This window comes from Sporosarcina soli (assembly GCF_042655805.1).
Classification (GTDB): domain Bacteria; phylum Bacillota; class Bacilli; order Bacillales_A; family Planococcaceae; genus Sporosarcina; species Sporosarcina soli.
On sequence record NZ_JBHSNO010000008.1, the window covers coordinates 336,729 to 349,145 of the forward strand.

General features: G+C 41.7%; 15 protein-coding genes. 6 read left to right on the forward strand and 9 right to left on the reverse strand.

Features of this window, described 5'->3' with window-relative positions; genetic code table 11:
- Positions 1 to 5: 5 nt before the first annotated feature.
- Positions 6 to 554: a GbsR/MarR family transcriptional regulator gene (locus tag ACFPRA_RS16885; protein WP_381437268.1), complete on the forward strand. Its 549-nt coding sequence runs from the start codon at positions 6 to 8 to the stop codon at positions 552 to 554.
- Positions 555 to 602: 48 nt separating this feature from the next.
- On the opposite strand, the gene ACFPRA_RS16890 is transcribed toward ACFPRA_RS16885, so the two are convergent.
- The 3 genes from ACFPRA_RS16890 to ACFPRA_RS16900 all read right to left on the reverse strand — a co-directional run bounded on the left by ACFPRA_RS16890 (position 603) and on the right by ACFPRA_RS16900 (position 3,110).
- A complete protein-coding gene (locus ACFPRA_RS16890; protein WP_381437270.1) occupies positions 603 to 1,691 on the reverse strand; it encodes a DUF2087 domain-containing protein in 1,089 nt (362 codons plus the stop codon).
- A 125-nt stretch (positions 1,692 to 1,816) separates the two neighbouring features.
- Entirely contained in the window at positions 1,817 to 2,260 is a 444-nt protein-coding gene (locus tag ACFPRA_RS16895) for an OsmC family protein (protein WP_381437272.1), read from the reverse strand.
- A 94-nt stretch (positions 2,261 to 2,354) separates the two neighbouring features.
- The gene (locus ACFPRA_RS16900; RefSeq protein WP_381437275.1) at positions 2,355 to 3,110 is read right to left on the reverse strand and encodes a FixH family protein; all 756 of its coding nucleotides are present in this window, start codon (positions 3,108 to 3,110) and stop codon (positions 2,355 to 2,357) included.
- 166 nt (positions 3,111 to 3,276) lie between these two features.
- Here ACFPRA_RS16900 and ACFPRA_RS16905 point away from each other — a divergent pair, with 166 nt between their 5' ends.
- Genes ACFPRA_RS16905 through ACFPRA_RS16915 form a run of 3 tightly spaced genes read left to right on the forward strand, consistent with a single transcriptional unit; the run spans position 3,277 to position 5,942 of the window.
- Positions 3,277 to 3,951, forward strand: a complete 675-nt coding sequence (locus ACFPRA_RS16905; RefSeq protein WP_381437277.1) for a response regulator transcription factor — start codon at positions 3,277 to 3,279, stop codon at positions 3,949 to 3,951.
- A 3-nt stretch (positions 3,952 to 3,954) separates the two neighbouring features.
- Positions 3,955 to 5,367 (forward strand): sensor histidine kinase, encoded by a 1,413-nt coding sequence (locus ACFPRA_RS16910; protein ID WP_381437279.1) that lies wholly within the window; start codon positions 3,955 to 3,957, stop codon positions 5,365 to 5,367.
- A 2-nt stretch (positions 5,368 to 5,369) separates the two neighbouring features.
- Positions 5,370 to 5,942, forward strand: a complete 573-nt coding sequence (locus tag ACFPRA_RS16915; protein ID WP_381437282.1) for an SCO family protein — start codon at positions 5,370 to 5,372, stop codon at positions 5,940 to 5,942.
- 57 nt (positions 5,943 to 5,999) lie between these two features.
- Here the strand turns inward: ACFPRA_RS16915 and ACFPRA_RS16920 are convergent, their stop codons facing one another.
- From ACFPRA_RS16920 to ACFPRA_RS16945, 6 genes are all read right to left on the reverse strand, one after another.
- Positions 6,000 to 6,644: a VTT domain-containing protein gene (locus ACFPRA_RS16920; protein ID WP_381437284.1), complete on the reverse strand. Its 645-nt coding sequence runs from the start codon at positions 6,642 to 6,644 to the stop codon at positions 6,000 to 6,002.
- A gap of 574 nt (positions 6,645 to 7,218) precedes the next feature.
- The gene (locus tag ACFPRA_RS16925; protein ID WP_381437286.1) at positions 7,219 to 7,794 is read right to left on the reverse strand and encodes a YusW family protein; all 576 of its coding nucleotides are present in this window, start codon (positions 7,792 to 7,794) and stop codon (positions 7,219 to 7,221) included.
- Between the two features lie 53 nt (positions 7,795 to 7,847).
- Positions 7,848 to 8,264 carry a disulfide oxidoreductase gene (locus ACFPRA_RS16930; RefSeq protein ID WP_381437295.1) on the reverse strand — a complete coding sequence of 139 codons (417 nt, stop codon included), beginning with the start codon at positions 8,262 to 8,264 and terminating at the stop codon, positions 7,848 to 7,850.
- A complete protein-coding gene (locus ACFPRA_RS16935) occupies positions 8,254 to 8,898 on the reverse strand; it encodes a DsbA family protein (RefSeq protein ID WP_381437297.1) in 645 nt (214 codons plus the stop codon). The genes ACFPRA_RS16930 and ACFPRA_RS16935 overlap by 11 nt, the downstream gene beginning before the upstream one ends.
- A 53-nt stretch (positions 8,899 to 8,951) precedes the next feature.
- Positions 8,952 to 9,800, reverse strand: a complete 849-nt coding sequence (locus ACFPRA_RS16940; RefSeq protein WP_381437299.1) for a M56 family metallopeptidase — start codon at positions 9,798 to 9,800, stop codon at positions 8,952 to 8,954.
- Between the two features lie 3 nt (positions 9,801 to 9,803).
- Complete coding sequence (locus ACFPRA_RS16945) at positions 9,804 to 10,217, reverse strand: BlaI/MecI/CopY family transcriptional regulator (protein ID WP_381437302.1); 414 nt, start codon at positions 10,215 to 10,217, stop codon at positions 9,804 to 9,806.
- Positions 10,218 to 10,435: 218 nt separating this feature from the next.
- Between ACFPRA_RS16945 and ACFPRA_RS16950 the strand changes: the two genes are divergently transcribed.
- Together ACFPRA_RS16950 and ACFPRA_RS16955 are read left to right on the forward strand one after the other, a co-directional pair.
- Positions 10,436 to 11,377: a VOC family protein gene (locus ACFPRA_RS16950; RefSeq protein WP_381437304.1), complete on the forward strand. Its 942-nt coding sequence runs from the start codon at positions 10,436 to 10,438 to the stop codon at positions 11,375 to 11,377.
- Between the two features lie 125 nt (positions 11,378 to 11,502).
- Entirely contained in the window at positions 11,503 to 12,327 is an 825-nt protein-coding gene (locus tag ACFPRA_RS16955) for an aldo/keto reductase (RefSeq protein ID WP_381437306.1), read from the forward strand.
- The last annotated feature ends 90 nt before the right edge of the window (positions 12,328 to 12,417 follow it).

Below are 12,417 nucleotides of genomic sequence, written 5' to 3' on the forward strand. Positions count from 1 at the left end.
TTTCAATGGATGGTAAAGATAGACTTGAAAAAGCCCGTGAGCGGATCATCGAAACAATTGCACAAAATATACATTTATACGGTCTCACGCCTTCTGCCGGCAGACAATATGGCACGATGTATTTTCATGACGAACCATTGACATTGGATGACATGACCGAAAAACTCGGAATGAGCAAAACGAGCATGAGCACTTCTGTCAGGGCATTATCCGATTTGAAACTAGTAGAGCGAGCTTGGAAAAGAGGCGTTCGAAAAGATCTGTATCAAGTGTCCGACGATTGGTACCAGAGCTTTATCGATCTATTTTCAATCAAGTGGAGACGGGCCGTGTCATTACACACAATTGCAGTGAGAAGATCATTGAAGGAATTGGAAGATTTGGTGAAAGATCCGGACATTCCAGATGAAGTAAAAATGGAAGCGAATGCCGATATGGAAAAATTGCTTTATATGCGTGATTATTACGAATGGCTTGACCGGCTTGTTGATGCATTTGAAGATCATGAAATCTTTAATCTTGTACCAATAAAAGACAAATCTGTAGATAAATAAATAAACAAGTTGGGGATCAGGATACCTGACTGCCAACTTGTTTATTTTTTACTTATTATAGCCATTTTCGCCGTAAGGCTGTAGATGTGCCACCCATTTCTCAAGCAATTCCTCAAGAATTTTCTTCGTACTTTTCCCTTTCCATTCCTTCTCGTCCACGGTCTCCAATATGCTGAATTCAAAATGATCTTTCCCATGCCTATTCCAATCCAGCTGTAGTTCTTTATTCGTATGGGTATTATTATTCAACATGAACTTCAAACCATTCAATGTTTTAAAGTTCGGTGTGGAACCGACGAATATTTTTTCATTCTGTAGATTTTTAATTTGAAAGATCCCATAATTCACTTTTTCTTCTTTGGCTTGCAGTTTCATCTCTTTTTTAAAGTCCATCTTTTCACCCTCTTCTTCTTCGTTCATAGGGACTAAGCGATATTCGCTCCCCTCATCGTTTCGGGACAGAAAACCTCGATCAACCATCTCCCGCCGCAACAGCATATAATCTTCAAAAATCTCTTCCAATATGGCATTGATTTCTTTTTCCTCATAGACTTTTTTCGGTTTGAAAAGCAATGCAACTTCTGCTAGCAATTGCTCTTTTTCATACTCTTTCAGACGATAAGTTATTAAACGTCCATCCTCTTCAGAGAAATAGCGCTTCAAGTCTGCTGGCGGTTCGAATGTCTTTTGGATTTCAGCATGTGTATCCGATCCAATTGTTTCTTCTGCTTGTTGCCGTTTTACCAAATTCATCAAAGCTAATAGCGTTTTTGCTTGTCTTTCCTTTTTGCGTAGTGCAAATCGATGATTACGGATCGTCGACATACTACCGATTTTTAAAGCCTGTTGAATTTCTTTATCTGTTTTCCCTTCATAAATTAAAGCCAGCAATTTCGATTGCTGATCGGATAACCCCGTATGATCACGACCGCTAGCAAGTAGCACATCAAAAACGGATCCGTGGACGCTCGCTAGATGATGTTCCATATAGCGCCAATCTTCATAAAGGACATTTTCAACGGGATAAATGACACCTTTCGCAACCTTTTCTTCACAAAATAGACAACGATATGCTTGTCGATCTTCTACATAACCTTTTTCCAATACATCAATGGGATAATCTTCAGCAGGATTCATAAATACACAAACACCTTTCTATATAATTTATAATAACATAGACAATTATACAATTCATCTACAAAATCAACAAGGGGATCCCCCAACAAAAAAACCGTATCCTCATAAGATACGGTTTTTTTGTCCTATTTCGTTATAGTCGCTTCCAACTCCACTACAACATTTCCTTGTATCGCCCGGCTGATCATGCAGGATGTTTCCGCTTTTTCTGCAAGCCTTAAAGCAAGGGCCTCGTCTTTTGCCGTTGCAACCGACTTCAAAACGATTCGCGGTTTATGAATGATTTTCTTATACGTAATGATGCCCTTCGTTACATCGACGACGCCGACTGATTCCATCGTCAATGCTTCCTTGTCCAATTTACTCCGCTCCATCATTGCCGCTAACGTAATGATATAGCACGTCGCCGCAGCCCCAAGCAACATTTCGTCAGGATTTGTACCGACACCGGGACCGTCCATTTCAGGCGGTATGGACACTTTTGTTTTCAAATTCCCCGCATCGATTGTTCCGACATCATTCCTTAAACCCAGCCATTCCGCTTTCAAGTGAAATAAATGCTCCGCCATTTCAATCGCCCCTTCCAGACACTTATTATACAATTTCACAAGCTTCTTTCATAAAAAAACTTCCCAGTAAAGCTCACCGGGAAGGTTGATCCAATTATTCATTTACTTCAATCGTATGCGTCTCATGCTCATGTAAGTCGTGCTCATCTTCTACATGAATTTGAATTTGGAATGTTCCTGGCTCCGTGAACGTGTGCGATGCAGCATATTCACCAGCTTTCGTTTCTTCAGCTTCTACCCAAGCACGTTGATCGGCATCTGTTTCGCTCCAAATTTCATAGCGAACTCTTGCTTGCTCAAGCGGCTTTTCGTCCAGTTCTAAATGGACGACTAAATCCGTCGCTTCATTCCCTTTGACATTTTCAGGTTGTACGAAATGCATAGAAAATCCGTCTGCGTGCCCATGTCCATGCTCGTGCCCCTCTTCGGCATGCTCTTCATAATGACCTCCGTCGCCAACTGTCACTTCTTTGACCGGCATCGAATGCATGCCCCTTGCAGTCACATGGACTTGGATGTGGAATCGTCCGTCATGATCGAATGAAGTTTCAGAAGAGTACAATCCTTCTTTTTCATTGGTTGCTTCAATCCTCACACTAGCGTCTTTTTGGCCTTCTTCCCATACTTCAAATACGACTTCATTGGCATCTTCCACTTTGTCGTCGCCTTGCGTCACGACAGCTGCCATCGCTACCGGAGCATTGACCTCCGCTTCTTCCGTTACCGTCAATTCGACAGCAATCGGAACAGGCATGTCATCTGCGGTATCATTCGTTGGTGTATCCTCCGCACAAGCAACTAATATACCCAATACGACAACCAACCAAACCAATCCAAACAGTTTTTTCATTCAAAGCCCTCCCACATCGTATCGCTTAACGTACGTCGATAAGTTCGTTATGATTATATAGAACATTTTAGAAGTAATTGTGAAGTGTCAGTGACTTCACTCCTTTTTCACATCTATTTGAGATGCTAAGCATACGTGTGATCTATATTCGAAAAGAGGTTTTATTATGAATCCAGTAACGATTATGATTATAGACGATGAACCACAGATGAGAAAGTTAATCCGCACTTTCCTTGAGATAGAAGGATATGACGTCGTAGAAGCAACAGACGGCTTGAACGCCCTTTCTTTAATGACCGAATGCCAGCCACATTTGATCATCGTAGATGTGATGATGCCGTATATGGATGGTTTTACATTCGCTAAGGAAATCAAGCGTACCTCTACGGTCCCTCTCATTTTTCTTTCTGCGAAAGGAGAAGAGTGGGATAAAATCCAAGGTTTGAAACTGGGTGGGGATGACTACATTGTCAAACCGTTTCTCCCAGGCGAGCTTGTTGCGAGAGTTGAATCTGTCCTCAGACGGTCCTACCAACATAAGACCGAAGAAGATACTTTAACAATCGGACCGCTTGTCATTGATAACGTTGCCCATACAGTCCAGATTCACGATAAGCCCCTCACCCTTACTCGAAAAGAGTTCGGGCTACTCCATCTTCTTGCCAAAAACAAAGGACGAGTCTATTCAAGGGGACAATTACTACATCTCGTCTGGGGGGAAGAACATCAAAGCAGTGAGCGAACAGTCGATACTCATATTAAGACATTACGAATAAAGATGGGGAAAGATGGAGATCTCATTGAAACTGTGTGGGGAATCGGCTACAAATTCGAGGTCTAGGGGATGAAGAAACTAACGCTAAGTAGAAAAATCCTGCTCATACTCGGTGCCAGCATCGGTTTTACTGTCCTGTTCTCGTTTTTCTTCATCCATTATTTATATTCAGAATTATATATAAAAAGCATTGAAGAATCGATTGTCTATCAAGGTAAACGAACGACTGCCCATTACCATTACGGTGAATTGAATGATGAGATCATAGAAAAAATCCAATGGTACAACATTATCTCGGAATACGAAATTATTGTCGTCAACAATTTGGATGATCTATCATCCTATTTCCCTTACAAGGTCAATTATGAAACACTGATCGACGCAAACGATCGAGCCGCCTTGGAAAATGGCGCCTATATCTTTAAAGAAGGATTCGTCAAAGAATTGGATCGCGAAATCCTCGGTGCCATTTTCCCAATCAAAGGAGAGAATGAACTACTTGGCTTCATTTATATTTACGTGCCGCTTGCCGCAGTCCAAGACGTCTTCCGAGGAAGCATCCCACTCCTCGTCGCTGTCGGTACGACATTTTTCTTTCTCCTCTTTCTAGTTATCAATCAATCGTGGCGTTCATTGTTCAAACCGTTGCAAGATCTGCAGCAACTTTCCTATGAAGTATCGAAAGGAAATTATTCCACTCGGATCGAAACGGAACGTGATGATGAAATCGGACAATTGACAAAAGCATTCAATACAATGAGCCGATCATTGGAACAACAGGAAATACGGAAAAAAGAATTCACATCGAGTATCGTCCATGAGCTCAGGACACCTCTGACGTACATCGGAGGCTATACACATGTCTTGAAGGAAAAAATCTATTCTTCCCCGGAAGAAGCCGAAAACTATTTGTCGACTATTGAAAAAGAGACGGAACGGTTGAGCAAGTTGATCAATGATCTTATTCAATTGAATCACCTGCAAGAAGATCTATACATCATCGATAGACAACCGATTGCCATTGCTCAATTAGTACATGATACGCTGGCCTTGTTCACAATCCATATACAGGAGAAAGAACTCAAGATCGAAACCGCCATCCAAGAAGACCTGATCATTAGCGGAGATCCGCAACGTGTCCAGCAGATTTTTTACAATACGATTGACAATGCAGTGAAGTATTCCGCCGCGAAAGGGGTTCTTCGGGTTTCATTGAAAGTAGAAGGGGATTTCGTCCAATTCCAAGTGACAAATGAAGGCTTACCTATCGACAAAGAAGATTTGGAACGGATCGGGGAGCGCTTTTTCAGAACGGATAAGGCAAGGAATCGGACAACCGGTGGGACCGGTTTAGGACTATCCATCGTGAAAGAACTCATTCGTTTGCACAACGGCCAATTTATGATTGCTAGTGATGCCCAGACCGGAACGACGGTCACGATTCAATTACCAAGCTTTTCAATGGTTGAAGGGAATGATTGAACGTGAATAAAAAAATCTATATCCTGAGTTCTCTTCTGTTGTTGACGGTATTATCTGCCTGTAGCACAACATCCCAGTATGGACGGCAGATCGAATCTTTTTCCTTTACCGATCAACATGGACAACCTTTCGGCAGTGATCAATTGGCCGGAAAAGTATGGATCGCCAATTTCATCTTCACGAACTGTGAAACGGTCTGTCCACCCATGACGATGGAAATGGCGGCTTTACAGAAGAAATTGGCTGAAGAAGCCATTGAAGTTGAATTCGTTTCGTTTACCGTGGACCCGCAAGTCGATTCACCCGATGTGCTCCAAACATACATCCGGCAGTTCACAGATGACGTTTCAAATTGGCATTTGTTAACGGGTTATACCCAAGATGAGATTGAATCGTTTGCAAGAGAACAATTCCAGACAATCATCCATAAACCCGATTCGTCCGACCAAGTCATTCATGGAACAAACTTTTACTTAATCAATGAACAGGGCCTACTGGTGGAAGAAGTGAATTACGTCGACCCTACGTATCTGGATGAGCTCCTGAAATCGATGAAAAAACTGCTAAAGGACTAACTGAAAACACCTCCTGGATTCTTCCGGGAGGTGTTTTCAATACTGATTTAATTTAATTTACTTTTTCTGCAATCTTGCTCGGATAATCCCAACTAGCGCAGGCAAAATAGAGATGAAAATAATAAGAAGTAGAACTGTCGAAAAGTTTTCTTTGATGATTGGAATATTCCCGAAGAAATAGCCTAACATCGTACAAATCCCTACCCATATTGCAGCACCCACGATATTGTAGACAAGGAAATAACGATAATTCATGCGGCTCGCCCCTGCTACAAATGGGATAAATGTGCGGATAAAAGGCATAAAACGGGCGATGACAATCGTTTTACCACCATGCCGATTGAAGAAATCTTCAGCGGCCTTCATTTTCTCCTGATTGATAATTTTACCGATAAAACTTCGAGGTGAGATGGCTAACCCGACTTTTTTACCGATGTGATAATTCACTGTATCGCCAATAACTGCTGCAATAAAGAACACAATCAGAAGCAGAACGATGTGAAAGGCACCGAGCGCAGCAAACGCACCGGCTGCAAATAATAGTGAATCCCCCGGCAGAAAAGGAAAAATCACAATACCGGTCTCCACAAAAACGATTAAAAATAAAATTGCATACGACCAAGGGCCGAAATTTTGAATGATATCAACTAAATGTTCGTCAATATGCAAAATAAAACTGATTAAGTTCTGAATGATCGTCATTTTATGTACTCACTTTCTAAGATATTCACTAGATCAACCTTACATATCATACTTCTTTCTATGAAAGTTGTCACGAATAGTCCCGTATGGTGACCTCAATCAATAACGCCTCGGCGTTATTGCGTCTGGATTTTGAATTGAGTCTGCTCAATTAACTCCTTTCAAAATCCGTGACATCCGCCGGAGGCTTGGGCCAACAGGATGTTGGTCACTCGGGCGTTGCCAATCAAACAGCGAAGGGTTTGATTTGCCGTATTTCTGCGGTTTTTTGCAGAAATTAAGGCACTTTCATTCAGGACGCGGCGACCTTAGCCTGAGTTCCTCTATTCAGCCGGGGTTTGAACCCCCACTGAATGGAATGCATTTCCAGCATTCATCCCACCACTTATAGAAGCGGGGGGACTTCTGCTGAAGCAAGTTAAATTCTTCTTTCTATCAAAATTCTGCATAATTGCGTTCAATTCAAACAAGCTTTCCCAACTAATTGGAAAAGCTTATCTCTTTCTCTATTCAGATACACAGTCCTTGATGATTTGCATCAAAGAACGGCGCATTTCGTTTCTTGCTCCAACTATTATTTTCGGTCTTCAAATTCAACCTTTGTACCATCCTTGAATCTGATTTCTAACTCAAGCTCTTTATAATCAGCTGGTAAAGTGAACACATTCATCACTTCTTGAATGGCATCCGCTTTGCTCGTCTGTTGTGTGATCTTCAACTGTGCGACGAGCGGGTACAGTTCATTGAAAGCATCTGTCCCTTTCTTTTTCACCTGATTAAGCGAATCATCGATTTCGGCTTCAACGGAATTATTACTATGCTTCTCGAGCTCCGCTTCGTACTCCTGATGATTGGCATAATCCACACTTAAGCTGAACTCTGCATACTCGATGTCATTCATCTTTTGTTGCATTTCATCCTGGCTTGCCGTGTTTTTCCCGGCCGTAGTGCCAGCATTGGTATCCGGTGTATTCGTTACGGATGAATCAGTCGATTCGGTCGATCCAGTCGTTCCATTTGTTGTTTCTTGACCGCTCTCCCCTGTAGCCGGTTCGTTGACTGCAGGATCCGAATCATTTTTCGTTGTTCCGCAGGCACCCAGCATGAGCGCCAGCGCCATTGCAGAAATGGTAATGGGCATTTTCTTCATTTTATCTACCTCCTGCACATTGTTTTCCCCATTTGCTGAATCTTACACATGCATTATTGATTTTGACGATTTTCTTTCAACAACAGACACATCATGATGGTGATGATGAAAAATGCGACGAATGCCAAAAATGGAATGGTGATAAATCCGAGCCAGTTGATATACTGTCCGGAACATGGAACACCGCTCGAACAGACACTGAATTCTTGCAATCCAGGCAGTTTTTGTAACGCATAATGATAACCAGAAACAAATAGGCCGATAATTGACATCGGAAGCGCATACAGGTAAATCTTCCGGTCATTGCGATAAAATGCAGTGCCTAGAATTAGGACGAACGGATACATCAGAATGCGTTGATACCAGCAGAGTGTGCAGGGCACGAAGCCCATGCGCTCACTGAAAAACAAACTGCCTGCCATCGCAATAATCGCAGTTATCCAGGCGAACAGGAGCGGTTTATTGACCATTCGTAGCCGCCTCTTCCACCATTTCAGTGAAGTCATTCATCGTTTGTCCTTTAAATTCCTTGCCATCGATAAAGATTGTAGGTGTAGAGGATACACCAAGACCTTTGGCGATGTTCATATCCTGATTCCAAGATTCTTTCCCTTTTCCTTCACGATAAGCAGCCATCACTTTTGCGGTCTCTTCTTCACTTACCACGCTCGCTAACAGCGCTTCTAACGCATCATCCGTAAAGAGAGTCGGTTGTCCTGTTTCTGAAGTTTGATTAGCAAACAACAAGTTGTGGAATTCCCAAAACGGGTCATTCCCCAATTCCTCATAGACGGTTTCCGCGAACTGTGCCGCCGTCGTTGAATCTGCAGCAAGAAATGAGTAATTCATAAAGTAAAATTTCGCTTTTCCTGTTTGAATGACCTCTTCATAGATAATCGGGAACATTCGATCATTAAAATCTTTACAACTTGGGCATTTGTAATCGCCAAATTCAACAATCTCAACAGGTGCCGACGCTTCCCCTATGAATGGTTGGCCTGCATAGTCGACATCGACCGACTTATTACTTGTATTCGTTAACACAATGATACCAATCAAACAAACGGCAATGATACCGATCAACCAAAATATTTTCTTGTTCATTTTCAAACACTCCTAATTCAAACTACGATATGTAGTGTAATATGGTAAAAAATTTACGCTAGTGCGTAAATAAATAGTGAACTGATTAAGCTAAAAACAGCTAAAGAAAGTATCGTAATATGCAATGGAAGTTTTAGCCGAAACCCGTTCAATGGATTAAGCAAATAATTCATCCGGTAATTGACCGATGTATCAGCAAATGATGCATAAGCGAAGCCCATGTTTTCAGGTTGTCCTGCTTTCAACATTTTCAACAAGGCGCTGCCTAAATGGACAGAAGTCCCTTGTTGTTCAATCGCATATTCATCCGCTAGTAATTCTTTTATAATGCCGTACTGCTGATTGAACCATTTCAAAATCGGAATATACCACATCGTTGCCGCACAAAGGGTCATTAAAAAGATGGCTAACGGATCCCGATTCTTTTTATGAACCATTTCATGGACAATGACGGCTTTTAGCTCCTCCTCATTCAACAAGCTGATCAATCCTGTTGAGAGCACAATTTTAGGCCGCTTGAACCCCATCGTAATCGCCAGCGGAACCGGATGTGAAAAAATGAGGAAATCGTCATGTCCCTCACCGTAATGTTCGTTCATTTCACTGGTGAGCTTGTTCTCTTTATATTGCTCAAAGCGTTTTTTCATGCGTGATGCTTGAACCCATTGCGAAATGATTTTATAAATTGAAAATAGGAACGTATAGATGACGAGCCCATTGAGTGCATATTCAAGTGAGCTTAGGCCGATCATTTTCAACCAGCTATGACAGACCGCTACAAGATTGAAACGGACGTTCCAACCAGCCAGCATCGCTAGAAGATAGTAGCCCATTTGAAACAAAATCGTTCCTGAAATTACAAGCGTAACGATGAACAGCGTAGTAGAATGACGTTTGTGCATACATTATCGACCCTTTTTCAATTCTTGGATTTTCTGTTCGAGCTTAGCAACAAGATCTTCGTCGACTTCTTCAAGTGCATCCAGCATATGACTGACGACGACATTCCCAAACTCGTCCATCAATTCATTCGTCATTTCTTTTGATTGTGTATGTAAAAACTCATTTCTTGACAGAACCGGCTTATACAAAGATGACCTTCCTGCTACCCTTTTCTGTAAAATCCCTTTTTCCACTAATCGATTCATGACCGTCATCACCGTATTGAAATTCGTCAATTTTTCCCTATCCAGCACTTGTTGAACATCTTTGATCGTCATTTCCACGTCGTTCCATAAAATGTCCATAATCTTCGCTTCAAGCGGGCCGAAAAAGCGGTTTAACCCACTCTCATTCATTTTGAACTTGCGGATTTTCAACTGATTTTCACCTCACCCTACTCAGTGTAGTGTAAATAAAGAGAGGAGTCAAGAAAGGAAATATCCGAAGATGTTCAGTAATAAATTTGTAACATTTCAACTGGTTTCTTTTACAAACCGCTGTTACACTACAAAGTGTAGTTCATCTTCATTCAGTGCGCTCCGAACGAAGATAAAGCCTCCCGCAGATGTCACAGATTTGAAAGGAGAATTCATTCATGAAAAATAAAACATTGATCCTCGGATGTATCGGAGTAGTTATTGTGCTCTTTTTCGTTTATATCCTCTTCATAAAAGAAGAGGTGGCGTATGAAACATACGATATAAACTCGCCTGTCATAGTAGGAGAAGTTCATCTGATCGTATCAGATTTAGAACAATCGGTTGAATTTTATACCGAACTAATTGGATTTGATATTTTAGCAGATGAGCCCAACAAAGTGACATTAACCGCAGACGGTCGGACATCTTTGCTTGTATTGGAAACAATGAAGGGATCGGTTGAAAGACCTTTAGGAACAACAGGGCTATACCATTTCGCCATTCTTTTGCCGGATCGTTCCAGTTTAGCCAATACCCTACTTCATTTGGCTGCAAGCGAATATCTAATGCAAGGTGCAGCCAATCATCAGTATAGTGATGCACTTTACCTCGCTGCCCCCGATGGTAACGGAATTGAAATCTATGTCGACCTTCCACCCGAGAATTGGAAACGTGATAAGGATGGTGGTTATGTCGGAGGCTCGTATCCGATCGATTTTGAGAAATTGATCGAAGTTGCATCTCCTCCTTGGACAGGACTTCCTGAAAATACACGAATCGGTCACATGCATTTGCAAGTGGCAGAACTCGACAACTCCGAACAATTTTACGTCAACGGACTCGATTTTGACATTACGAAAAAAGACAATGGAAGCTTATTTTTATCGAGAGATCATTACCATCATCATATCGCCATGAACACTTGGTCAGGAACCAGTCTTCCTGCACCACCAGACAATGCAAGAGGATTGAATAAGTTCACCCTTGTTTTCACACAACAGGAGTTGGATGAAGCTAAGTTGCAACTTAAACATCTGGGCTTTCCATTTGCGGAAAATAAACATTCGATCATTGTTACAGATCCATCGAGCAATGTGATTGAAATTACTACAAACTAGCTTTTTCCATACTCGCAAGTCTTCTATTTCATTTCTACAAAGAATGGAAATAAGAATAACAAGATTTTATATTCCTAAAAGCTTATGTTAGACTAAACATACGATTAGGGAAAGGAAGGGATTTCATGCAATACTTGTCACTAAACAACGGGATACGAATTCCACAACTAGGGTATGGGGTTTGGAAAGTACCGAATGAGGAAGCGGCAACCGCAGTAGGTCAGGCACTGAAAGCCGGTTACCGATTGATCGATACGGCTAAAATTTATGGCAACGAAGTGGGTGTCGGACAAGCGTTAGCTGCTAGCGATGTCCCCCGCGAAGATCTCTTCATTACGACGAAAGTATGGAACAGCGATCAAGGATATGACAATACGTTAAATGCATTTGATGAAAGCCTTGAAAAACTTGGGCTTGATTATGTGGATCTCTATTTGATCCACTGGCCAACTCCGAAATTCGACACGTATGTGGCAACTTACAAAGCGCTTGAGAAAATCTATTACGATGGCCGCGCCAAGGCAATCGGCATTTGCAATTTCGAAATCGAGCATTTACAGCGGATTCTAGAAGAGTGTGAAGTGAAACCGGCTGTCAACCAAGTGGAATGCCACCCTTATTTACAACAAAAAGAACTGAAGCAATTTTGTCAAGAACACGATATTCTTCTGGAAGCCTATAGCCCACTCATGAATGGGACGAAAGTGATAGAAGACCCTGTGATTAAAGAAATCGCAGAACTGCATGGGAAAACGCCTGCTCAGGTCATTCTTCGTTGGCATCTCCAAACGGATGTCATCGTCATTCCTAAAACAGTCACCCCATCTAGAATGCAGGAAAATCTAAATGTATTTGATTTTGAATTGAGCCCGTCGGATATGGATCAAATTGCTGCCTTAGATCGCAATGAGCGCAATAATTCAGATCCAAATGAAATGCATATGCGGTGAAAAAGTGCCGGCTATTGAAACGAAGTAAATTTGCTTCAATAGCCGGCCTTTTCTATTGTTCTTTCCATGAAAAAACGGTTAGGATAAGTT

Excerpts from the sequence above, each read along its gene's own strand:
- ACFPRA_RS16925 (WP_381437286.1), bottom strand. The coding sequence starts at position 7,794 with ATGAAGAAAATGCCCATTACCATTTCTGCAATGGCGCTGGCGCTCATG.
- ACFPRA_RS16900 (WP_381437275.1), bottom strand. The coding sequence starts at position 3,110 with ATGAAAAAACTGTTTGGATTGGTTTGGTTGGTTGTCGTATTGGGTATA.
- ACFPRA_RS16950 (WP_381437304.1), top strand. The coding sequence starts at position 10,436 with ATGAAAAATAAAACATTGATCCTCGGATGTATCGGAGTAGTTATTGTG.
- ACFPRA_RS16895 (WP_381437272.1), bottom strand. The coding sequence starts at position 2,260 with ATGGCGGAGCATTTATTTCACTTGAAAGCGGAATGGCTGGGTTTAAGG.
- ACFPRA_RS16955 (WP_381437306.1), top strand. The coding sequence starts at position 11,503 with ATGCAATACTTGTCACTAAACAACGGGATACGAATTCCACAACTAGGG.
- ACFPRA_RS16905 (WP_381437277.1), top strand. The coding sequence starts at position 3,277 with ATGAATCCAGTAACGATTATGATTATAGACGATGAACCACAGATGAGA.
- ACFPRA_RS16885 (WP_381437268.1), top strand. The coding sequence starts at position 6 with ATGGATGGTAAAGATAGACTTGAAAAAGCCCGTGAGCGGATCATCGAA.
- ACFPRA_RS16930 (WP_381437295.1), bottom strand. The coding sequence starts at position 8,264 with ATGGTCAATAAACCGCTCCTGTTCGCCTGGATAACTGCGATTATTGCG.
- ACFPRA_RS16890 (WP_381437270.1), bottom strand. The coding sequence starts at position 1,691 with ATGAATCCTGCTGAAGATTATCCCATTGATGTATTGGAAAAAGGTTAT.
- ACFPRA_RS16910 (WP_381437279.1), top strand. The coding sequence starts at position 3,955 with ATGAAGAAACTAACGCTAAGTAGAAAAATCCTGCTCATACTCGGTGCC.
- ACFPRA_RS16940 (WP_381437299.1), bottom strand. The coding sequence starts at position 9,800 with ATGCACAAACGTCATTCTACTACGCTGTTCATCGTTACGCTTGTAATT.
- ACFPRA_RS16920 (WP_381437284.1), bottom strand. The coding sequence starts at position 6,644 with ATGACGATCATTCAGAACTTAATCAGTTTTATTTTGCATATTGACGAA.
- ACFPRA_RS16935 (WP_381437297.1), bottom strand. The coding sequence starts at position 8,898 with ATGAACAAGAAAATATTTTGGTTGATCGGTATCATTGCCGTTTGTTTG.